Below are 24266 nucleotides of genomic sequence, written 5' to 3' on the forward strand. Positions count from 1 at the left end.
CCTCTCGGTTTCACTTCTGGCTCCTTCGGTTCTTTCGGATCCTCTGGTTTCACTTCTGGCTCCTTCGGTTCTTTCGGATCCTCCGGTTTCACTTCTGGTTCCTTCGGTTCTTTCGGTTCTTCCGGTTTCACTTCTGGTTCCTTCGGTTCTTCCGGTTTCACTTCTGGTTCCTTCGGTTCTTTCGGGTCTTCCGGTTTCACTTCTGGTTCTTTCGGTTCTTTCGGATTCTCCGGTTTCACTTCTGGTTCTTTCGGTTCTTTCGGATCTTCTGGTTTTGCTTCTGGCTCCTTCGGTTCTTTCGGATCTTCCGGTTTCACTTCTGGCTCCTTCGGTTCTTTCGGATCTTCCGGTTTCACTTCTGGTTCTTTCGGATCTTCCGGTATCTTAAAATCTTCTTTTGTTTTCGGTAAAATTGTAACTGTAGGCTCAAGTGGTGGATTTATTCTATCGTCCACTATCGCTCTATTTGTTATCCCTTTACTTGGTGCTGCTTTTACCTTCGCTTTAAAAATAATACTACGTTCTTTTGTATCTGTAATTTCTAAATACTTCGCTATTACTTTTCCAAACTCCATTTTTAACTCTACTGGATTTGGTTCAGCCCCTTCAAATCGAATACTATCTTGCACGTACTCTAAACCGGCTGGAATTTCATCTTCTATCTTTACCTCTGCTATTTTTCCGTTTTCTACCGTATTTTCAAAGCTAATTCGGTATTCGATTTCTTCTCCTAGCTTCGGTTCTTTATTACTTACTGTCTTCGTTGCTTTTACCTTACCATCTTTATATTCTGGCTTTATTGTCGCTGTCGGTTCCATAACTGGATGATTTGGATCATCTACGTGAATAATCGCTTTATTTGTTATTTCCTCTCCAACTTTTACTGATTCTTTTACCTTTACTTTAAAGATGATACTTCTTTCTTTCGTATCCGTAATTTCTGGATACTTCACTGTTACTTTTCCATTCTCAACTTTAAGTTCTGTTGGTACAGGCTTATCACCTACGGCCTTCAGACTATCTTTCACATACTCTAAAACAGACGGAATTTCATCTTCAATCTTTATATCAACTAACTTCCCGCCATCTACTATGCCGTTAAAAGTAATTCGATATTCGATTTCTTCCCCTAGCTTTGGTTCATGATTACTTACTTCTTTCCTTGCCTCTAGTTTCCCACCTTTATATTGCGGTGTAATTGGTACAAGTGACTCAACCGGTGGATTTGTCGGATTATTATCATCCACAACCGCCTTGTTTATAATTTCTTTTCCTACTTGTACCGTTTCTTGTACTTTCGCTTTAAAGATGATACTTCTTTTTTTCGTATCCGTAATTTCTGGATACTTTGCTGTTACTTTTCCATTCTCAACTTTAAGTTCTACTGGATTTGGTTCCGGCCCATCAGACTTTATACTATCCTGTACGTATTCTAAACCGGCTGGAATTTTATCTTCTACTTTTACCTCAGTTAGTTTTCCGTTTTCTACCGTATTTTCAAAGCTAATTCGATATTCTACTTCTTCTCCTAACTTCGGTTCATGATTGCTTACTGTTTTTTCTGCTTGTAATGCACCATCTTTATGTTGAGGCTGTATAGCGACATTTGGTTTCTCTGGCGGATTTATAGTATCTTCCACAACCGCCGTATTCACAATCGCTTCGCCAATTTTAGCTTTTTCTTTCACTTTTCCTTTAAAGACGATGCTTCTTTCTTTCGTATCCGTAATTTCTGGATATTCTGCGAGTACTGTGCCGTTTTTCACTTTAACATGCAACGGTTTTGGACTATCCCCCTCAGCTCTTTCGCTACCTTCTACAAACTCTAAACTGTTTGGTAATTCATCCTTAATTTTCACCTTCGCTAATTTTCCGTGCTCAACTACGTTACGGAACGTAATTCGATACTCTACTTCTTCTCCTAATTTTGGAGCTGGGTTATTTACTGTTTTCTCAGCTTTTATTTTTCCATTCTTATACTCCGGTGTAATAATCGCTTCTGGTTTTTGCGGAGGATTCTTCGGATTATCATCATCCACAATTGCCGTATTCACGATTTTCTTCCCGACTTTTACTGCTTCTGTTACTTTTACCTTAAAGATAATGCTACGCTCAGCTGTATCAGTAATATTTTCATACTTCGCTGTGATTTTTCCAGCTTCTTCTTTTAGCTCTACTGGATTTGGTTCATTACCTTCTGCTTTTAAACTATCCTTCACATACTCTAATCCATTTGGTAGTTGATCCTCAATTTTCACTTCTGCTAGTTTTCCGTTTTCTACCGTATTATTAAAACTAATTCGGTACTCTACTTCTTCTCCTAGCTTTGGATCTTTTTTACTTACCTTTTTATTAGCTTTAAATTTACCATCTTTATGCTGCGGTGTAATATCTACTTCCGGTCGCTCTGGTGGATTTTTTGTATCATCAACAATTGCTTTATTTACAATTGTCTTGTCCACTTCAACGGAATCTTTCACCTTCACTTTAAAGATAATGCTTCTTTCTTTCATGTCAGTGATATTTTCATACTTCGCACTAACCTTACCAGCTTCTTCTTTCAACTCTACTGGGGCCGGCTTATCACCTTCTGCTTTTAGACTATCTTTCACATACTCTAAACCAAACGGAATTTCATCCTCAATTTTGACCTCTGCCAGTTTTCCATCTTTCACCGTATTATTAAATGAAATTCGATATTCGATTTCTTCACCTAGCTTCGGTTTATGATTATTCACCTTTTTATGAGCAGCAATTTTACCGTCTTTATATTGCGGTGTAATTTTTGCTGTTGGATCAATTACTGGATGGTTCGGATCATCAACATGGATAATCGCTTTATTTGTAATGTCCTTACCTATTGTAACCGAATCTTTCACCTTCACTTTAAAGACGATACTTCTTTCTTTCGTATCCATAATCTCTGAATACTTTGCCATTACCTTACCATTTTCTACTTTCAACTCCACTGGTTTTGGCTCTTCACCTTCAGCCTTTTCGCTTCCTTCTACAAACTCTAATCCAGCTGGAATTTTATCTTCTATCTTTACCTCTACTAGTTTTCCATCTTTCACCGTATTATTAAAAATAATTCGATATTCGATTTCCTCACCTAACTTCGGTTCACGATTACTTACTTCTTTTCTTTCCTCAATTTTTCCATCTTTATATTGTGGTGTAATCGGTACATAAGGCTCTTCTGGTAGATTCTTTGTATCATCTACAATTGCCTCATTTACGATTTCTTCTCCCACTTTTGCGCTTTCTTTTACCTTCGCTTTAAAGACAATACTTCTTTCCTCTGTATTTGTAATTTCTGGATACTTTGCCATTACTTTATTATTTTTCACCTGTAGCTCTACTGGTTTCGGTTTAGAACCTTCTGCTGTGATGCTGCCTTCTACATACTCTAAACCATTTGGTAAGGCATCCTTTATATTTACCTCTGCTAGTTTCCCGTTTTCTATCGTATTTTTAAAACTAATTCGATATTCTACTTCTTCTCCTAGTTTCGGTTTATGATTATTGGCTACTTTCTGCGCAGCAATTTTACCATCTTTATATTGCGGAGTAATTTCCACACGAGGCTCTTCTGGCTCATTTTTTGTATCTACTACGATTGCTTTATTAACAATCTCCTTGCCTATTTCTGCCTCTTCTTTTACTTTCACTTTAAAAATAATACTTCTTTCTTTTGTATCCGCAATTTCTAGATACTTTGCCATTACCTTGCCGTTTTCAAATTTTAATTCTACCGGACTAGGCTTAAATCCTTCTGCTTGTAAACTGTTCTCTACAAACTCTAATCCAGCTGGAATTTCATCTTCTACTTTAACCTCTACTAGTTTTCCGTTTTCTACCGTGTTTTTAAAACTAATTCGGTATTCTACTTCTTCTCCTAATTTCGGTTTTTTATTGTTTACAAATTTCTCTGCTTTAAGCTTACCGTCTTTATATTCTGGCGTAATTGTTACTTCTGAAGTTGTTGGATCTTTTGTATCATCAACAACTACTTTATTGACAATGCCTTCACCAACCTTAAATTCTTCTTTTACTTTCGCTTTAAAGACGATACTTCTTTCTTCTGTATCCGTAATTTCTGGATATTTTGCGATTACTTTTCCATCTTTCACTTTCAGTTCTACCGGATCTGGCTTAGAACCTTCTGCTCGTAAACTATCTTTCACATACTCTAATCCATTTGGTAAATCGTCTTCTATTTTTAACTCTGCTAGCTTTCCGTTTTCTACCGTATTTTTAAAGCTAATTCGGTATTCCACTTCTTCTCCTAACTTCGGCGTTTCATTATTTACCGTCTTCTTCGCTTCCACTTTTCCGTCTTTATGCTGTGGAGTAATTTCTGCCGTCGGTGTTTCTGGCTCATTTTTCGTATCATCAATAATTGCTTTATTGACGATTTTTTTACCGACTTTCACTTCATCTTTTACTTTCACTTTAAAAGTGATACTTCTTTCTTCTGTATCCGTAATCTCTGGATACTTCGCCATTACCTTACCATTTTCCACTTTCAATTCTACTGGATCCGGCTTAGAACCTTCTGCTTTCACACTGTTTTCTACGTACTCTAAACCTTCTGGTAAAGTATCTTCTATTTTCACCTCTGCTAGTTTTCCGTCTTCTACCGTGTTTTTAAAACTAATTCGGTATTCTACTTCTTCTCCTAACTTCGGCGTTTCATTATTTACCGTCTTCTTCGCTTTCACTTTTCCGTCTTTATGTTGCGGAATAATTTCTGCTGTCGGTGTTTCTGGCGGATGTTTCGTATCGCTCACAATCGCTTCATTAACAATCCAATCGCTCACTTTACCTTTTACTTTCACTTTAAAGGTAATACTTCTCTCTTTTGTATCTGTAATCTCAGGATACTTCGCCATTACCTTACCGTTTTCAAATTTCAATTCCACTGGAGCTGGCTTAGCACCTACTGCTTTTACACTATCTTTCACATACTCTAATCCATTTGGTAAATCATCTTCTATCTTTACCTCTGTTAGCTTTCCATGTTCTACCGTATTTTTAAAGCTGATTCGGTATTCCACTTCTTCTCCTAACTTCGGCGTTTCATTATTTACCATCTTTTTCGCTTCAAGTTTTCCATCTTTATACTGAGGAATAATTTCCGCAGTCGGATTAACTGGCTTATTTTGCGAATCATCAATAGTTGCTTTATTAATGATTTTTTTACCGACTGTTACTTCTTCTTTTACTTTCACTTTAAAAACGATACTTCTTTCTTCTGTATCCATAATTTCTGGATATTTTGCCATTACCTTACCATTTTCAAATTTCAGCTCTACTGAATCTGTTCCGGCACCTTCTGCTTTCAAACTATTTTCTACATACTCTAAACCTTCTGGTAGAGTATCCTCTATTATCACGTCTGTTAGCTTTCCGTACTTAACCGTATTTTTCATACTAATTCGGTATTCTACTTCTTCTCCTAACTTCGGTGTTTCATTATTTACGATTTTCTTCGCTTTAATTTTTCCATCTTTGTGTAATGGTGTGATTTTTGCTTCTGGTTCTTTCGGATGTTTCATATCATCAACAATTGCCTTATTAATGATTTCCTTACCTACTTCCGCTTCTTCCTTCACCTTTACCTTAAAGACAATACTTCTTTCTTTCATATCCGTAATATTTTCGTATTCAGCAATGACTTTTCCATCTTTCACACTTAACTTTAATGGAGCTGGTTTTTCACCTTCAGCCTTTTCACTGCCTTTTACATACTCTAAACCGTTAGGAATTATATCCTCTATCGTTACCTTTTCTAGTTTTCCGTTTTCTACCGTATTTTTAAAGCTAATTCGGTATTCTACTTCTTCTCCTAGTTTTGGTGATGGATTATCTACTGTCTTCTTCGAATCAATTATTCCATCCTTATATTGCGGAGTAATTCTTTCTTCCGGCTCAATCGGTGGATTTTTCGTATCATCAACAATTGCTTTATTGACAATCTCTTTATCTACTTTTGCTTCTTCCTTCACCTTTACTTTAAAGACGATACTTCTTTCTCTCATATCCATAATATCGATATACTTAGCTTTGACTATTCCATTTTCAACAGCTAATTCTACTGGTCCAGGTGCTTCTCCTTCGGCCTTGATACTATTTTCTACATATTCAAGACCTTTTGGAATTGTATCTTCCACTCGCACCTCTTCTAGTTTTCCGTTCTCAACCGTATTATGAAAACTAATGCGGTACTCGATTTCCTCGCCTAGCTTCGGTTTCTTATTATTAACTACCTTTGTAGCAGCAATTTCACCTTTTTTACTTTGTGGTGTAATAACAACCTTCGATTCAGCAGGCTCATTTTTCGGATCTTTTGCAATTGCTTTATTTACAATTGCCTCCCCTACTTTTGCCGAATCTTTTACTTTCACTTTAAATACAATACTTCTTTTTTCTGTATCCGTAATTTCTGGATACTTTGCCATTACTTTGCCGTCTTCCACTTTTAGTTCTACTGGCTCTGGTTTTATACCTTCAGCTTTCAAACTATCTTTCACGTATTCAACACCTTTAGGTAGTGTATCTTCTACTAGCACCTTTTCTAGTTTTCCGTTTTCTACCGTATTATAAAATGTAATTCGGTATTCCACTTCTTCTCCTAGTTTTGGTGTTTGATTCGTTACGCTTTTTTCAACATCCACTTTACCGTATTTATAATCCGGCGTAATCTTTTCTTCTGGATGCTCAGACTGTCCATTTGGCTCACTCACAACCGCTTTATTAACAATCGTTTCTCCGGCTTTTGCCTCTTCTTTTACTTTCACTTTAAAGGAAATGCTTCGCTCTTTTGTATCCGTAATCTCTGGATATTTTGCGATTACCTTACCATTTTCTACTTTTAACTCTACTGGATTTGGTTCAGCACCTTCAGCTCTCTCACTACCTTGAACAAATTCTAAGTTAGCTGGAATTTCATCTTCTATTGTAACTGCATCTAGTTTTCCGTTTTCCACCGTATTTTTGAAGCTAATTTGATATTCAACTTCTTCTCCTAGCTTCGGCTTTTTATTTGTTGCTTTTTTCTTTGCAGCAATTTTACCGGCCTTATGCTGTGGTGTAATCTTCTCCTCTAAATCCTTTGGTGGATTTGTTTTATCACTAACGGTTGCTTTATTAACAATTTCTTCACCAATTTTTGCAGTTTCTTTTACTTTTGTTTTAAAGACGATACTTCTTTCTTCCATATCCATAATTTCTGGATACTTTGCCATTACTTTGCCATTTTCAAACTTCAGCTCTACTGGCTCTGGTTTTGCACCTTCTGCTTTCAAGCTATCTTTCACGTATTCAAGATTACTTGGTAATTCGTCTTCAATTGTCAATACATCTAGACGTCCATCTTTTGTCTTATTTTTAAATGTAATACGATACTCTACCTCGTCACCTAGCTTCGGTGTTTTATTAGAAGCTATTTTTCTTGCTTCTATTTCTCCCGGAACTTCTTTCGGAAGCGTAACCGTAACATTTGCATCATCTGTAGTTTCATAATTTACCTCGGTACTATCTTTTCCCTTTACAGCAACGATATTTTTTATTGTTGTATCTGATTGTACAGAAGCTTTCACTTTTACTTTGAATGTAATAATGGCACTTTCACCAGGCTTTAAAACACCGCCGTCTTTGGCATTAGCACCTTCACCAACACGGAAATCAATTTGATTATTTACAAACTCCGCTTCATCATCGCTTGCATTATCTGTTTTATTTCCTTTATTACTTCCAGAAATATATTGTATAGATCCCGGAACATACTCTAAACGATTATCTAATTTATCAAAACCTTTTACATTAGATACAGGTGCTTGGTTATTTTTCGTATCATTCTTCACTTCAATTTGATACGTAAACTCTTCACCAGCTTTAATTTCCTTAACTTCTTTACCGGCACTATCTAATGCCTTTTTATCAACTTGTAAGTTTGGAGCATTATGTTCTGTAACGAATGTAGCGTTATTTAATACGTAAATATCACCACCGCCACCATTTGCTCTAAAACGCATTTTTGCTTCTTTTAAATCATTTTTTACTTGAGTAGGTCCTTCAAGATGATACGTATGAATGTCAGTACTGAATGAATTTGTCCAATCCGGGTTATATCCTGGATATTTTTTTGTAACAAACTCGTTAGTACCGTCTACTTGTACTTCTGTCATAGACGAATCATTCGCATCATTGTCTTTACCGTTAATATTTTTTATCTTTATATATCCAGCACCAAAATCATATTCTCCATAATCATATGCATATCCATCTTTCTCAGCTGGGTCACCTTGCGATGAAAAATAACTAAATTTCGCCTTAAAAGCACCTTCTTTTGGTGTGTTTATTTTATTAACACTAATATCTGTCCAGGCTGTACTTTTTTGAGAGACTAGCCCTTCCCAAATCTTCATGTCTTTTACTGTTTCTTTATAGTTTTCATAAACTAATATAAGATTCCAGTTACCCCAGTAATAGCCGCCACCTGTTACATCTTTAATTTGTGGCACATTTGCAACTGTCAACGTTTGTGAAATCCCTTGCTGTGCAATTACATTTGTTACATCTGCATACGCAACATATCCTGCGCCACTACCTGAGTAATTAGAAATATAAGGTAGGTAATCCGCTTTTCGTATGCTATCAGCAGTTACATCTGCATATTCTTTATTTCCCATTTTCATTTTGACTGGTTGCCTTACTTGATCCTCGGTAACCTTTCTATCAGCAATATTTCCTGGTAACCCCATTGCTGCTGTCCAGAATAAGTAAGCCTTTTTCACTTTACTTCCGGCAGGAATGTTAGGAAATGCACCTGTTGACGAATTAAAAGTACTATCATCGTTATCAACGTCCACAGTCATTTTATTCGTTTTATAACCCATACTTTGTCTGCCATAATGATCAGTCGTCAAACCAAGTGTTACATTACCAGTCTGTACTAAATTACCAGCAGTAATTGTAGAATACAGTGGATCTCCAAATCCTTGCTTATCCCCTGTTTGCATTTGAACCTTCGAAGCATTCTCTGATGCAGCTTGTACTTTTGCATCGCTCTGATTTTCCGCTTCTTTTTCTAGTTTCTTCTCATCTTTATCTACTGGCTGCTTCACTAGTTCCGTGTTCGCTGTAGGTTTATTTTTATCTCCTGCAGATACTTTTAATTTTCCATCCACTTCTTTTGATTTAGCATCAGCTGGTGATCCGATTTCTTTCTTACTACTGTCAGCCTCATCATCGGTATTAGCTTCAACCTTGTCTTCAGAAGGAATCCCTTCAACATCTACAGACATGTTTCCTATTTGTAGTTGATCCTTTTGCACACTAATTTTTTGCTTATACTCTTTATTAAAATGTTGTGCACGACGAGCTTTTATTAACACAGTCATTTTTTCATGTGATTTTAAATCTTTAATTTTAAGATTAGAAGAAAGAACCTTTCCTCCCTTATCTTTTTCCTCTACATAGAAATCCGCTACCTTATTTTCAGGTAACTTCTCTCCGTTTACTTTCACAGATTGCGAAGGGAACGTAATTTCATTTTCATTATTTTGTTTAAGCACCAATTCTTGAATTGGTGTAGCTCCCGTATTTTCAATCGTATATTGAAATACGTGCTCCCTCTCCGCTACTTCTCCCTTATATATTTCAGCATTTACTTGCTCTGCCTTAATTTTCACATCATTTCCTTGTAACTCATCCCAGCTTTTTTTATTTATCTCTGTAGCAAAAGCACTGGGTGAAGGCAATATGATGGATAGGAGAAGTGTGATCATCGTTACGACATTAAAACACTTCAATACTTGCTTCATATTTTCTACCTTTCTCCTTTCTATATACTTGCTATCCGTCTACTTAATTTCGTAGCCGTATACATAGCAATATATATCCACTCGCAACAATCCGACCTATGAAAATGTATCGTTGAAATCCCAATTTCAACAATATAAATCTCATAGAATATTACTATTTTAATTTATCAAAAATAGCATATATATATCGGACACTTATACAAACCTTTACCATTTTTAATATAGTAAAAACGTTCTACTGCATAGGCTTATATAACAGTTAAAGGATACATAAAAATCTTAACATACTCCCTAACCTATTCATACATACAATAGAATTTTTACCATTTTTTAGTTATTTCAGTTTGTTGTTTATGATTAAAATTTTCAAAAAACAATAACCGTTACATGTAAAAATATGTTATATTATTAAAGAACGTATGTTCTTATTTTAAAGGAGGAATTTGTAATGATAAACGAACCCATTATCGTAAAAAAAGAAGCTTTCCAAGCAATCGGCGTTTCGGTTACGACAACTAATGAAATAGAGGCATCTCCTGAAGGAAAAATCCCCGGGCTTTGGGACAAATACTTTCAAGAACAAATGATGCATCACATCCCAAATCAACAAACGAAAGAAACATTCGCTTTCTACTCCAACTACGAATCAGATGAAACTGGTACATATACATTTACAATCGGTATGCCCGTTTCTTCATTAGAAGATGTTCCTGAAAATATGACAACTTTAACAATACCTGCCGCTACGTATGCGGTATTTACAACGAGAAAGGGACCAGTTGCTGAAGTCGTTTGCGAAGCTTGGGAATATATTTGGAAATGGTCGAAAGAAAATAAACGTGCCTTCACAACAGACTTTGAACTTTACGCCGAAAGAGCATTAGACCCAAATCATGCACAATTGGATATTTATATTGCGTTAGCCTAAAAAAAGATGCCCATTCGGCATCTTTTTTTGTCGTTAAATAGCTACTGGGCAAATCCATTATTATTGTCTACAATGAGAAAGTGCAGTATAGAAATATTAGAAACTGTATAAAGTGAAACTATACTCAGCGGAGGGCATCTCCCATTGAGTATTAGCCCTCACCAATCGGGCGTTTACTGGTTTTTTAGTTTAAATTTGTCACATAGAAAGGAAGCAATATGGAGGAACTACAACAAAATAAAACTGCTTTAGAAGGAAGCGGAAAACCGTTATTAAAAAATACGAATTTCCTTTTTCTTTGGGCAGCTACTCTTTTTTCAAGCTTTGCTTTAGCCTTTTTTACTTTTTCACAAACGTGGTACATAGCAAAAACATTAAACCTTGAAGCTTCACTCGGTGTTGTTTTCGTAGCTCTTAGTGTTCCAAGGCTTATTTTTATGATTATCGGCGGCGCTGTAGCTGATAAATTCCCGAAAAAAAACATTATGTTTTACTCCAATATTATTCGAGCGATTCTTGTCGCAACCATTCTCACATGGTTTATCGTTGGTGATGTAACACTATATACATTTGCTTTATTCGCTTTATTCTTTGGACTTGCTGATGCTTTCTTCTGGTCAGCAGATGGATCTATCTTACCTGAATTGGTAGAAAAAAGCCGGTTAACACAAGCGAATTCACTTACACAAATGACGAACCAAGCATCGGTCATCTTAGGCCCTGTACTTGGCGGAATTCTGATCAAATTTACAAACTACGAGACAATATTTTCTATTACAATTTTATTACTGATTGTCGCAGCCATACTCGTTCAAAAAATACAATTTACGATGCCAGAACTAAAAGATACAGATAAAGGTATGTTCACTTCCATTAAAGAAGGAATCTTATATGTAAAGGAATCGCCATTCCTTTCAACTTTCCTTCTTTGTAGCGCCTTTTTAAATTTATTTTTAATTGGTCCGATGCAAGTCGGTTTCCCGCTTTTCGTTAAAAATGTTCTGCACGGTGACTCGCTCCATTTCAGTTACTTAGAAGCATCTGTAGGCGGCGGAATGGCAATAGGCGCTGTCATTGTCGGTTTAAAAAATATTAATCGTAGACGCGGACTATTTTGCATTATCATGATGCTACTGTCTGGTGTATTCTTCTTATCCATCAACTTTAGCACCGTACTTTGGCAAGCATTATTAGCCGGCATGTTTTATGGTATTACAATTGCAATGGCTATCGTTCCGCTTATGGCGATGATTCAATCGACAGTAAAAGAGGAAATGATGGGACGCGTAATGAGCTTACTTATGCTATCATCAATGGGCTTTATCCCGCTCTCTTATGCATTCACATCAATCGCACTTGCAATGGGAATTCCAATCGTAACCGTTATGAAAAGCGGTGCAATTGCTGTTATCGTCTTCGTACTATTTGTAGCGATTCGTGTTCCAGTTGTAAGAAAGTTCGACTAGCTACTTGGAGTCATGTATTATACGCATGGCTCCTTTTTAAATGGATCAAATAACGCTATCCCCTTACTTCTTCTCACAGCTGCTCCCCATTCTAATCCAACCTCTAAAAATAAATCTCGCACTGTACTATATAAAAGTGCCTTCACATTTTTACGGATTTCCCCATATTTATAAGCTCTCACAACACTCTTCACTCGCCAAATGAAATTTCCATACACTTCTTCATCAGCTAATATCTGCTCTAGTAAAACACCTTGCTCTAGTAACCCGCTCTTTTTATACGCAAGCTCGACCTTACTCCAAAATATATTAATTTTCTTCGGATTACTCGTCATCGGTACCAGTGCGTATATAAAAGGCTTCGGTATATCATGACGGCAATACGTCTCATCAAGCTCGTACGTTATTTTTCTTTTCTCTTTTATTTGTGGAATGTTTTTAGAAAGAGTTGTTTCCCTCTCGCTTTTTTGCTCCTTTCCGCTACAGCCAGCTGTATAATCCTCACTTTCACATGCGGACATTTTCATACGGTCATCCATGCGGTCAATTGCAGATATAAGAAAAATATATAAGTTCGCACTATACCCGCCGCGCTTATGTCTTTCTTTTGTTGCAACACGCTTTATAATTCCTAGTTCCTCTAACTTTGCAATTGAACGGCGTACTGTACGAATACTCTTTCCAACATTCTTCGCAATCGTCTCCATTAACGGACAGGCGACTCCTACTGTTTTTTGTTTCTCATTCACCGCATACTTTCCTAAAAAATGAATAATGGTAGCATCCGTTTTATTCAATTGAAATCGATAGCACTTCAAAACTTGTTTTTGATATGCATTAAACTCTTCTTTACTTCGAAATTCACTGTATGGTTTCATTAAATTATATAAGCTTCCCATTTATATCACCTCATTTATAAGTAAGAGGCAGGAAGAGAATTTGGCGTGGAATTTAATATTTTTTTAATGGAGATGAAAATATGATCGTAATTAGCGCTTGTTTAGGTGGTATAGCTTGTCGATATGACGGAAATGACAATCTCGTTTCAAAAATAGAGAAGCTACTACAAAAAGAAGATACAGTCCTCATTTGTCCTGAAGTATTAGGAGGACTGCCAACACCTCGTCCTTCTGCTGAAATTATTGGCGGGAATGGCGACGACGTTTTGGACGGAAAAGCGAAAGTGATGACAAAAGATGGTGAAGATGTCACAGAAGCTTTCGTAAATGGTGCTTATAAAGCATTAGAACAAATTAAAAATTTACACCCAGAATATATTATTTTAAAGGAACGTAGTCCATCTTGTGGCAGTTCTACGATTTACACTGGTGAATTTAATGGCAATAAGCAAACTGGTTACGGGGTAACTACTGCTTTATTTAAAAGACACGGATTTAAAGTCATTTCAGAAGAAGAATTTGAAAGCAAAAAAAAGAATTGACCCTGTTCGTCAATTCCTTTTCTATCTGTCTTATTTCACGCCTAATTTTTCTTTCACTTTCGCTGGAAGCTCGTCTTTCTTCACTTCTTCCCAAGCTGTTACACCTTTTTTATCTGAGTGGTATACGCGTAGGAATGCTTCTTTACGAAGATTTTTTTGAGCTATGAATTCTAATTCTTTCTCTTTACCGTCTTTATCAAAGCCAGTCAGCTTATATTCATAATCTTTAAATTTCTGCCCATCACTAGCTTTACTATCAAATTCTTTTCCATCTACTGTAATTTGAACATAATACTCATCTTTACCCATACGGTTTAAATCACAACCAACTAACAAACTTGCAAATACAACTAAAATACTAAATAGTGCAATGTATCTTTTCATTTCCTTCACCTCATATGTTTTTCTTATATTCTTATCTTAAAGCCCGGAGCTTAAAGAAGAAATTCAAAAACATGACATGAACATTACACTTTTGTAAGATAATAATTATTTCTTCACTTTAGAAATTGTCATTCCATCACCAATTGGAACGAGTACAGATTCTAAATGCGGGTGGTTTGCTATCATTTCATTAAACTTCTTCATAACTTCTGTATAACGTTTTTGTTTTGCACTCTCATCAGCTACACTACCGCCAATGACGTCTTTCACGCCAATTTCGCCACTTATCACGTAATTTCCTTATACCGTTTATTACGCCTTCTATTATCCCCTCAATTATAATCTCTATTACAAGATATCTCACTAAACTAATAATAGGTTTAATTACGTATCTCCCTATGAATTCAAGAATATCCTCCATCATATTTTCCTCCTTCTTTTAAAAGGAAGCTGCTACTCCTCCGCTTCCTTTTACGTCCAGTTACAATTGCTGCCATACTGCGGTATATACCAACAAGAATAATACGACAACAACATGCACAATAACGCTATTGAATTGGGAAGAAACTTCGGTAAATACTAATACTATAATCAACATGGCTAATAGAATTATTTTTCCACCTATATTCGGGGATGCTCCAAAAACTTTATAAAATCAAAGACAACTTTACTACAACTCTTCCCGTAACTAATTTATTATCGTGGTAAACCGTCTTCCACTACATCCGTAACAGTTCCATTCGGTTCAAAGATTACACGTAATGATCCTTCTCCACCATAACCAGTATAGTCATATACTGAATAAGATTTATATTTCTCAATCACATGTGGCTGTCCAATTGCAGCTTTTACTTGATTCGCAGGCATACCTTTTTTGATTTTCAAATAGTGATTGTAACTTACTGCTGCCGAATTGTTATTTACATCTTTATACCACGGTACACGATCGTTTTTTTCTTCATATTCCTTTACAGGCTCTTCAATACGTTTCGTAGATACCCGATTCTCCTTACCTTTATCTTTATCTGTATCCTTTATAGCAGTACGTTCAATATTCACAACGTAACCATATGTATTTAATTCAACCATAATTTCATATGTACCATCCGTATCTTTTTCAGTATAAAATACGCGTTTTTCATTGTTATTATAATATTTTATGTTCTCACCACCGTAGTCAATCGTATTAAGAATATCCGTATACGTCATACCTTCCTCAATTTTTTGAGATTCATCATGAGAAATATAACGCTTCTGTGATGATGAAGCGTCCTCATTTTTAATACTTTCACGTTTACTCGTAGTCATAGGTGTTTTCTTCTGATCTTCTAGTACGTCACCTTCCGCCTTCGCTGGTTGCTTTGCTCCTACTTTTGTTAATACGTCTGTATCGCTAGAACAAGCTCCCAAAATCGATACTGTAGTCAACGCCATCCCTACTATAAGTACTTTCTTAAATGACTTCACTCTAATCCCCCCGGTATTTTTTAATATTTAGTAATCAACGTATTTAAATTAATACGGAACTATTCAGTTCTATACAATTTGCTATAGCCTTCTCCCTCATGCACCTTTTTTATATAAAATGAAACTTTAATCAGCCCTCACCAATCATCTTCGTTACAAATATTAACATTAAATATAACTAATAAATAGTATATTTCTGCTATTCATTTACATTTCTGTTGCATAATCTTGTCTTAAACGAACAATATGAAAGTCGAATTCACAATAATTATCATATATTCTATATATAATAACATTCAAATTAAATTCTAAAGTAACTTTACATGCATTTTCTGTTTTAACGCCAAAAGAAAAGACCTTTCTAACGATTTTATTCTATCGCTAAAAAGGTCTTTTCTATTTTGGCTAAAAACTTAGCACTCTTCTGGCTTACCAGCATTCGTCGCTGTACGGAAAAATGATCCAAATCTGCATGATGCGATTGCGTTTAGATAATCAATCGTGAATTATGCGTTCAATTTAAAGCAGGTTAAAAAATAATAACTCCTTATTCAATTAACATATGCATTAGTTTAACAACCTAATGCTGCTGTACCAACTGATAGTTTAGTTTTCAATATGTGAAAAGGGATTTCTAAATGATGAATTGAATATATATTTATTGTTTACTCGTTTTTGAGAGGTTCCTTTATGGGAGATAAGCTTTACTATATTCCTGTACTTCGCACAGTTCTATAATAACTAATAGTGATGCTGTGACGTGATTTTCTATTAGTGAGATAAAGTATTTTTCAATTCATTTATTATAAATTGCAACTCTCGTCCTCCAGAATTATTTCTTTTGGGTGAAAGTTTTTTTATGATATAAGTTTCATTCTGTCCTAATTTAAAGGTTTCGAGAGGAGAAATGATATGAACCCTATTTTATTAGATGTTCCGTTACAAATAGAAACAGACAGACTCATTCTTCGAGCACCACTTCAAGCTGGTGAAGGGGATATAGTACAACAAGCTATTAAAGATTCCATTAATGAATTAAAGCAATGGTTGTCTTTATTTCAGTCCATTCCTACTGTTGAAGAAACGGAAATTCTTCTGAGAAATGCACATATAGATTTTTTGAAAAGAGAAAGCTTTCGCTATCTTATCTATCATAAAGAGACGAATGATTTTGTTGGAACAGCTAGCCTTCATCGAATTGATTGGAAGGTTTCTAAATGTGAAATTGGATACTGGATTAACACGCAATTTAGTGGCAGTGGATATATGACAGAAACAGTAAGTGCGTTAACAAACCTTGGATTTCAGTTATTCAAATTTAGAAGGATTGAAATACGATGTGAATGTAATAACACGAAAAGTCGTGCACTCCCTGAAAAACTAGGCTTTGAACTTGAAGGGATATTACGTAATGAAGATTTTTCAGCTGACGGCAAACAACTAACTGATACTTGCATCTATGCAAAAATAAAGTGAAATATTGATTAGCCTTGGTAATCGAGCTTTTACGGCAAAAGAAAAGACCTCCTTAACGATTTTATTCCATCGCTAAAAAGGTCTTTTTCTATTTCGGCTAAAAACTTAGCACTCTTCTGGCTTACCAGCATTCGTCGCTGTACGGAAAGATGATCCGCATCCGCATGATGCGATTGCGTTTGGATTGTCGATTGTGAATCCGCCGCCAAGCATAGATTGTTTATAATCAATTTTTACTCCTTTAACAATTGGAGCACTTTCTGTATCGATAACAAATTCAACACCGAAAAACTCAAGAACTGTGTCGTCTTCTTTTGGTTCTACTTCAAATCCTAAGCCGTAAGAAAGGCCAGTACATCCGCCGCCATGTACAGCAAGGCGCACGTACTTCTCTCCATCTTCAGCATCTTTTAACATATCTTTAATTTGAAAAGCTGCTTGTTCTGTTACTTCAATCATGAAATACACCATCCTTTCTGTTCTCATTCTATTATACATCTTTACGCTTCTATCTTGTACTCATACACTCCGCGGCAAATTACTTCCGCAGGTCCTTTCATTAACACGTTTCCTTCTTCTGTCCACGCAATCATTAAATCGCCGCCAGCTAAATGGACTGTAATTTCTTTACCACGTTCCATCTTGCCATTCAAAATAGCAGCTACAACGGCAGCACATGCCCCTGTTCCGCAAGCTTGCGTTACACCAGAACCACGTTCCCAAACGCGGAAATTCATTTCTTCATCGTTTAAAATCTCGATAAATTCAACATTCACTCGCTCTGGGAACATTTCATGTGTCTCAAGAACTGGACCAAGTGTTGTAAGAGGTGCCTTCTCTACATCCTCAACAAAAATAACCGCGTGCGGGTTCCCCATTGAAACAGCCGTAAATGCATAACGATGATTATTGTATAAGAAGTTTTCACGAATAAATGGTGTTTCACCTTCACCGAGCATCGGTATCTCTTCGCGTGTTAAGCGTGGTGCACCCATATCAATTTTCGCTAATATAACTTTTCCATCTTCTACCGTTACTTCTGCCGTTACAATGCCAGCTAACGTTTCAATTGTGAAAACTGTTTCCTCTACTAGTTTATGCTCATACGCATATTTCGCTACGCAGCGCAAACCATTACCACAGCTCTTTCCTTCTGATCCATCATTATTAAACATACGCATTTTCACCGGAGCTACATCAGACGGACAAATTAAAATCATTCCGTCTGCTCCAATACCAGTATTAATATTTGAAACCTTTTCCGCCACAAGAGCTAAATCTTCTTCAGGAATTTGCTCTTCAAACATATTTACATATATATAACTATTGCCAAGACCATGCATTTTTGTAAAAGAAAATTGGCTCATTTGTATTCACTCCAAAAATAATTTGTTATTTTAAGTATAGAATGCATGCTTTTAGAACACAATATGAATGTCCCCCGTTTCTCATATTTGACAACGTTTGGCGATGAGCCACTCTTACACACATTGTGTAAGAAAAAAGCCCTTCTAAAAAGGGCCTTTTTTTATTTATCTATAGTATTAAACTACCCTCCAAAATAACGTTTTATCTAAAATAAAATGAAAAAGGCGTTGCTCATTCGCAACACCTTAAAACATTGGATTTTCATCCAAATACTCATATACATTATTAACAAGCTCTTCTACTGTTGCACCTTGTACAACTTCACCATTTACAAGTGCAAACGGTCCTTCAAAACAAATACCACAATACCCTAGACAACCATACTCCATTACATCTAAATTTGGATCTTTTTCTAATTTTTCTAGAGCTGCTTGTGAACCACTTGCAAGGTTACCTACACAAAATTCAATTAATGGTTTAATCAAAATTCTCCCCCCTGTACTACAAAACAAATTACCTTCTGACTTCATCTATAAGAAGAAAACTAAGCTGTCTCTTGTTGTTTTCGTTATACATCCTAAACTATTTAGTTACTTCACTATTTCACTTCAAAGTAGATGATTTTATTTTATATAACATGCTACTTGCAATGAAATAGTAACTAAAAAGGCAAAACAGTTTACTTTACTTTTCTTCTTATTGTACAACAGAGTATTCATTCATGCATTGTTATTTGTTCACAAATTCGATATAATTTGATTGAGTAAAGTCAAAATATTTTATTAATATAAAATTTTATGATTAGGGGATATTTCAACAGAAAAGGGGTAATCCATCATGAAACACCTCGTAATACTAGGTGGCGGCTACGGTGGAATGAGAATTCTACAAAGGCTACTTCCAAGCAACCAACTTCCAGATGATGTACAAGTGACATTAATCGACAAAGTACCATATCATTGCTTCAAAACTGAATATTATGCATTAGTTGCGGGTACTATTTCAGAAACGCATATTCGTATACCGTTTCCTGAGCACCCACGCCTCAATATTCAATACGGCACAATAACAAATATTGACCTCGAAGAAAAAGCGGTTCATCTCGATGGCGGGGAAGCAATCCAATATGATGATTTAATTATCGGACTTGGCTGTGAAGATAAATATCATAACGTTCCTGGGGCGAAGGAATATACACATAGTCTACAATCAATTGAACAAACACGTAAAACATATGAACAATTAAATAGTCTAGAACCAAATGCAACAGTAGCTGTCGTTGGTGCTGGCTTAAGTGGTGTGGAAGTTGCAAGTGAACTTCGCGAAAGCCGTTCTGATTTAAAAATCTATTTATTTGATCGAAAAGATAGAATTTTATTCCCGTATCCAGAGAAATTAAGTAGATACGTAGAAGAATGGTTCGTAAAACATAAAGTTAATATTATAAGAAACTCTAACATTACAAAAGTGGAACCAAATATTGTGTATAATCACGATGAACCACTTGAATGTGATGCAATTGTCTGGACAGCTGGTATTCAAGCAAATGAAGTTGTTCGAAACCTTCCAGTTGAACAAGACGGTAGCGGACGGGTTGTCTTAACGAAATATCACAATATTCCAAACAACGAGCACGTTTACGTTGTAGGAGATTGCGCAGCACTTCCACATGCACCATCTGCCCAACTTGCTGAAGGTCAAGGAGAACAAATTGTCCAAATATTATTAAAACGTTGGAATAATGAACCACTCCCTGATGAACTACCTGTTATTAAATTAAAAGGTGTTCTAGGATCTCTTGGTAAGAAGCATGGATTCGGTTTACTCGCAAATCAACCGTTAATGGGACGTGTACCAAGATTATTAAAATCCGGCCTTCTTTGGATGTACAAATATCATAAAGGTTAATACTTTACAGGCTGTCTACTATGTAGGCAGCTTCTTTGCATCAGTTTTTAAAAATTATCAGACACATCTTTCTCAATATGTATAATGATTTATTTTTCATTTTTATATTAAAAACTATTGATAAACAGTGTATGCTATTTGTAAGTTGTTTTATTATTTCCTTGAAGACCGAATTCATTCGGTCTTATTTTTTATGTTATAAATACTTTTGTAGGAGGCATTACATTCCACTTATGAACTTATCGAAACTAAACAATCGAATAGAAGCGAAAAAGAAAGAGTTAATCTATCTCGTTGAACGATACGGATTCACTCATGATAAAGTGATTTCTTTCAGCCAAGAATTAGATCGTTTACTTAACTTATTAATAAAACTCAAGACGCAGAAAAAACGTTGTTCGTTATAACCATTTCCCCCTCTTTTTTGATACGATATAACTAGAATCAGAAAGGAGCGATTTATGTTTATATTAAAAGACGTTATATATAAAGATATACTACACATTCCTTATTTACAGATTCAAAAAGAAAAGATCACTTGCATTATCGGTGAAAGCGGAAGCGGAAAAAGCACATTGCTTCGCATGTTAAACGATTTACAATCTCCAACATCCGGCACAATTGAATATAACGGAAAGTTAATTTCTGATTATCCGCCTATTCAATTACGTCGTGACGTAGTTATGCTTGGGCAAACTCCACCTCTTTTTGATGGAACCGTTAAAGAAAATCTATTAATGGGACTTCGTCTTTCTGAAAAACCAGTTCCAAATGATGATGCCCTGCGGAGCGCACTACAAACCGTTAGCTTAGACAAGCAATTAGAAGATAGCGCCTCCTCATTATCCGGCGGTGAAAAACAAAGACTTGCCTTTGCACGTATCGTACTTATGGATCCGCCTGTCTATTTATTAGATGAACCAACTTCAGCATTAGACAGTGATACAGAACGCCGCGTTATGAAACAATTTACTGAACTAGCACGAAAAAAGAAAAAAACAATTATCTTCATCACACACTCACAACAACTTCCAGAAGAAATTGCAGACGACATTATTGAGATTAGTAAAGCAAACGGTGCAACTAGAAAGGAAGTGCTCTCTGTTGAAGGGCGTTATTGAACTCCAAATTTGGCAACTTGCAGCTGCCTATATTTTTATTCTTATTTTAATTGGACTTGTAAAATTAAAAGGAATACCTCGCGAAAAACAAATCGCGCTCGCAACATTCCGTATGACCATTCAGCTCGTACTTGTTGCATATGTCCTTACATACGTATTTGAAAACAGTAATCCATTTTATACAATTGCTCTTATTACTTCTATTACTACCTTTGCAATTTTTAATATTTATAAACGAGTTAACATCCCGATGTCTAAAGAATTAAAACGAGTAGCCGCCCTTTCCATGGTCGCCGGATCAATTGGGCCACTTCTACTATTTATCTTCGTTATTATCGGTCATGACCCTTGGTATGCTCCGCAATATATCGTCCCTATTACAGGAATGTTAGTTGGGAATGCCATGACTGGTGTTTCTCTCGGCGCAAATATGTTCTTAAACAATATGAAGTCGCAAAGAGGTAAAATTGAAGGTGCACTTATGCTCGGAGCAACACCGAAAGAAGCAGCTGCTCCGCTCATTCGAGACGCTTTTGATTCTGCTATTTTACCAACAATTAATTCTATGGTCGGAATGGGGATTATAAGCTTACCAGGCATGATGACTGGTCAAATATTATCCGGTGTATCACCATTCACAGCCATTCAATATCAAATCGCTATCATACTCGGTATTTCAGGAAGTACTGCCTTTGCTGTCATTATCTTTTTACAGCTTGGATATAAAACGTTCTTTAATAAGCGATGTCAGTTGAAAGAGGTTGACTATGATGCGAGGTAAATCGTAACTTTCGCTCAGTAAATGATGCATCGTTCTCGGTGAGTGAAATTATATTAACGATTTTTTCAATATATCTATCATAACTTGCAATATATCAACGATTTTTCAAATATATCTATCATAACTTGCAATATATCAACGATTTTTCAAATATATCTATCATAACTCAGAATATATCAACGATTTTGTACGAAATATCGATTTACCGACAAAAAGTGACATAATAAAAAGAGGAGGCTATTCGCCTCCTCTTTTTATTGTCTTACGCCTTCTTAACGAACTGTGATTTTAACTTCATAGCTCCGAAACCGTCGATTTTGCAATCGATATCGTGATCGCCATCAACTAGACGGATACTTTTTACTTTCGTACCGATCTTCACAACTGAAGAAGTTCCTTTTACTTTTAAGTCTTTAATAACAGTAACTGCATCGCCATCTTGAAGAACGTTTCCGTTCGCATCTTTTACAACTTTTGCACCATCATTATTTTCAGCTTCTGCGTCTTGGCCCCACTCATGAGCACATTCTGGACATACGAAAAGAACGCCATCCTCATACGTATATTCTGAATTACATTTTGGACAATTTGGTAAAGTAGCCATAAATTCATTTCCTCCGTTCATTATTTATACGTAAAAATCAAAATTGATGTTTACATCTCGATAAATAAAATTTGTATAGCATTTCTTTATAGTGCCATAGTCTCACGTTATTGACAAGCCTACCTCAAATTCTCATTTTTTATTGTATTTTACAAAATTTCAATTCGTATGCCTTTTTTCTATTTGTTCTTCTACTAATTTTAAAAATCTTCGTTGTGCATTTTTATTTTTTACGAGCAATCGAACTCTTAACTTACTTTGTAAATATGAGCGAACTTTGTAGTTCGTAATAAATAACTTTCGATACTTCTCGTCTTCATATATGATTCGAAACTATTCATACTGCTGCAAGTAAAGTATGTTAGCATCAATCTTTTTCGTGTGTAAACCCGTACTTAAACTAATAGATCCTATTAGAGCTTCTATTAATGCTGAAATCATTTCTCTCCCCCTAATAAATAAAAGAAGAACCTTCACAAGATTCTTCTTTTCAAAATGAACGAGTTCCCTCTAGAAACCCCAATTATTTTCTTCAATATAAATTTGATATTCTTCTACTTCTTCTTCACTTAACTTCTTATTATTTTCATATACCTCTTGCCACTCGAAATAATCTTCATCGAAATAAACAGCAAATTTAATTTTCACGTTTTTCTTCTCTGTATAATCATAACCAGTAAACTCTACTACATCATAATCTTTTTCTTTCTTCACAAACTTCCAGGTTGGATTATCAGTCATAATCTCTAAAGTAACCCCTTCACCAGTTGAACGAACAACGTTTTTAATATTCGGCTCAGTTGGTAAAAGAGAAAGTCCGAGCATAGCTCCGCCAAACACAATCCCGACTATAACTTGTAAACCAATCATACCAGCTACACTAGCGCCACCCTTAGATTGTAAGAAATACGCCTTCTCATGATCAGACGCATCTTCTCCCTTACGAAAAACACGAACAGCCTGCTTATAATATAAACGGTTTCCTTGCCATCCAGTAAATATCATCATTCCTAATTGAAGAGCTAAACTAAATGTTACATAAATCCCCTCTGGAATATCTATAAAAGGGGTTATAACTATACTAGGTATAGCCAATAACGCAAATATAATAAATAACTTATACATTTTGCGATAAGCTAACCAAAAGGTTGGGAAGAAAAAGGCTACCCAATTCCATGTATTCCCTTGCGCAGGGTTTTCTACTTTACCCCACTTAAAATCATAATAAGCTGTATTCTTTTGAACAACTTTATGTAATTCTTGTGGAGAAATCGTTTCTTGTAAAACAGTGTCCTTCACGTACATCATCCTTTTCTTATTTCTATATACATTTATTGTATATGGACAAAATGAAGGAATCTAACAAAAAGTACACATATTTCATAAAAATGAACGGAAATCGAATATATTCCGACAATTATGCGTTTCTTATTTCATTTTACTTTTAAATATATTAGAATACTTATGAATGATACGTTTAATACACTAAGTT

18 protein-coding genes and 2 pseudogenes are annotated in these 24266 nt (G+C 35.6%); 8 read left to right on the top strand and 12 right to left on the bottom strand.

Annotation, left to right across the window (positions count from 1 at the left end):
• Window positions 1-9830, bottom strand: a 9830-nt coding sequence (locus AC1Q8M_RS20985; protein WP_492334190.1) for an isopeptide-forming domain-containing fimbrial protein, incomplete at its 3' end; no start/stop codon positions are given.
• A gap of 448 nt (window positions 9831-10278) precedes the next feature.
• Here AC1Q8M_RS20985 and AC1Q8M_RS20990 point away from each other — a divergent pair.
• Window positions 10279-10758 (top strand): GyrI-like domain-containing protein, encoded by a 480-nt coding sequence (locus AC1Q8M_RS20990; protein ID WP_098365887.1) that lies wholly within the window; start codon window positions 10279-10281, stop codon window positions 10756-10758.
• A 218-nt stretch (window positions 10759-10976) separates the two neighbouring features.
• The gene (locus tag AC1Q8M_RS20995; protein ID WP_000391931.1) at window positions 10977-12224 is read left to right on the top strand and encodes an MFS transporter; all 1248 of its coding nucleotides are present in this window, start codon (window positions 10977-10979) and stop codon (window positions 12222-12224) included.
• 17 nt (window positions 12225-12241) lie between these two features.
• On the opposite strand, the gene AC1Q8M_RS21000 is transcribed toward AC1Q8M_RS20995, so the two are convergent.
• On the bottom strand, window positions 12242-13123 hold the full coding sequence (locus tag AC1Q8M_RS21000) for a helix-turn-helix domain-containing protein (protein ID WP_000535237.1): 882 nt from the start codon (window positions 13121-13123) through the stop codon (window positions 12242-12244).
• Between the two features lie 80 nt (window positions 13124-13203).
• On the opposite strand from AC1Q8M_RS21000, the gene AC1Q8M_RS21005 reads away from it, so the two are divergent.
• Window positions 13204-13665, top strand: a complete 462-nt coding sequence (locus AC1Q8M_RS21005) for a 2-thiouracil desulfurase family protein (RefSeq protein WP_098236322.1) — start codon at window positions 13204-13206, stop codon at window positions 13663-13665.
• Between the two features lie 30 nt (window positions 13666-13695).
• Here the strand turns inward: AC1Q8M_RS21005 and AC1Q8M_RS21010 are convergent, their stop codons facing one another.
• The 4 genes and pseudogenes from AC1Q8M_RS21010 to AC1Q8M_RS21025 form a co-directional block, all read right to left on the bottom strand.
• Window positions 13696-14049, bottom strand: coding sequence for a YxeA family protein (locus AC1Q8M_RS21010; protein WP_000833143.1), 354 nt, complete (start codon window positions 14047-14049; stop codon window positions 13696-13698).
• A gap of 105 nt (window positions 14050-14154) precedes the next feature.
• The gene (locus tag AC1Q8M_RS21015; RefSeq protein ID WP_002094183.1) at window positions 14155-14340 is read right to left on the bottom strand and encodes an O-methyltransferase; all 186 of its coding nucleotides are present in this window, start codon (window positions 14338-14340) and stop codon (window positions 14155-14157) included.
• 405 nt (window positions 14341-14745) lie between these two features.
• Window positions 14746-15516 (bottom strand): hypothetical protein, encoded by a 771-nt coding sequence (locus tag AC1Q8M_RS21020; RefSeq protein WP_098365886.1) that lies wholly within the window; start codon window positions 15514-15516, stop codon window positions 14746-14748.
• A gap of 413 nt (window positions 15517-15929) precedes the next feature.
• Window positions 15930-16022, bottom strand: a pseudogene (locus AC1Q8M_RS21025) (iron-sulfur cluster assembly accessory protein); the annotation flags it as partial.
• A gap of 406 nt (window positions 16023-16428) precedes the next feature.
• On the opposite strand from AC1Q8M_RS21025, the gene AC1Q8M_RS21030 reads away from it, so the two are divergent.
• Entirely contained in the window at window positions 16429-16992 is a 564-nt protein-coding gene (locus tag AC1Q8M_RS21030) for a GNAT family N-acetyltransferase (RefSeq protein WP_001068190.1), read from the top strand.
• A 105-nt stretch (window positions 16993-17097) separates the two neighbouring features.
• Here AC1Q8M_RS21030 and AC1Q8M_RS21035 read toward each other — a convergent pair whose 3' ends face one another.
• From AC1Q8M_RS21035 to AC1Q8M_RS21045, 3 genes are all read right to left on the bottom strand, one after another.
• Window positions 17098-17451, bottom strand: coding sequence for a HesB/IscA family protein (locus AC1Q8M_RS21035; RefSeq protein WP_000573830.1), 354 nt, complete (start codon window positions 17449-17451; stop codon window positions 17098-17100).
• A 41-nt stretch (window positions 17452-17492) separates the two neighbouring features.
• Complete coding sequence (dapF, locus tag AC1Q8M_RS21040; protein WP_000077394.1) at window positions 17493-18359, bottom strand: diaminopimelate epimerase; 867 nt, start codon at window positions 18357-18359, stop codon at window positions 17493-17495.
• Between the two features lie 246 nt (window positions 18360-18605).
• Window positions 18606-18845, bottom strand: coding sequence for a YuzB family protein (locus AC1Q8M_RS21045; protein WP_000595026.1), 240 nt, complete (start codon window positions 18843-18845; stop codon window positions 18606-18608).
• Window positions 18846-19197: 352 nt separating this feature from the next.
• Here AC1Q8M_RS21045 and AC1Q8M_RS21050 point away from each other — a divergent pair, with 352 nt between their 5' ends.
• From AC1Q8M_RS21050 to AC1Q8M_RS21065, 4 genes are all read left to right on the top strand, one after another.
• Window positions 19198-20268 (top strand): NAD(P)/FAD-dependent oxidoreductase, encoded by a 1071-nt coding sequence (locus AC1Q8M_RS21050; RefSeq protein ID WP_000682065.1) that lies wholly within the window; start codon window positions 19198-19200, stop codon window positions 20266-20268.
• A 233-nt stretch (window positions 20269-20501) separates the two neighbouring features.
• Window positions 20502-20675 (top strand): aspartyl-phosphate phosphatase Spo0E family protein, encoded by a 174-nt coding sequence (locus tag AC1Q8M_RS21055; protein WP_001054090.1) that lies wholly within the window; start codon window positions 20502-20504, stop codon window positions 20673-20675.
• A gap of 54 nt (window positions 20676-20729) precedes the next feature.
• Window positions 20730-21389 carry an ABC transporter ATP-binding protein gene (locus tag AC1Q8M_RS21060; protein ID WP_492334191.1) on the top strand — a complete coding sequence of 220 codons (660 nt, stop codon included), beginning with the start codon at window positions 20730-20732 and terminating at the stop codon, window positions 21387-21389.
• Window positions 21373-22170, top strand: a complete 798-nt coding sequence (locus AC1Q8M_RS21065; protein WP_098361526.1) for an ABC transporter permease — start codon at window positions 21373-21375, stop codon at window positions 22168-22170. Before AC1Q8M_RS21060 ends, AC1Q8M_RS21065 begins: the two co-directional genes overlap by 17 nt.
• Before the next feature lie 262 nt (window positions 22171-22432).
• Here the strand turns inward: AC1Q8M_RS21065 and phnA are convergent, their stop codons facing one another.
• The 3 genes and pseudogenes from phnA to AC1Q8M_RS21080 all read right to left on the bottom strand — a co-directional run bounded on the left by phnA (window position 22433) and on the right by AC1Q8M_RS21080 (window position 24082).
• Complete coding sequence (gene phnA, locus AC1Q8M_RS21070; protein WP_000212735.1) at window positions 22433-22774, bottom strand: alkylphosphonate utilization operon protein PhnA; 342 nt, start codon at window positions 22772-22774, stop codon at window positions 22433-22435.
• 159 nt (window positions 22775-22933) lie between these two features.
• A pseudogene (locus tag AC1Q8M_RS21075) lies at window positions 22934-23215 on the bottom strand (hypothetical protein).
• Window positions 23216-23284: 69 nt separating this feature from the next.
• The gene (locus tag AC1Q8M_RS21080) at window positions 23285-24082 is read right to left on the bottom strand and encodes a DUF2628 domain-containing protein (protein WP_072940842.1); all 798 of its coding nucleotides are present in this window, start codon (window positions 24080-24082) and stop codon (window positions 23285-23287) included.
• Window positions 24083-24266: the final 184 nt, after the last annotated feature.

The organism is Bacillus sp. GW823-FHT06A10 (genome assembly GCF_058795375.1).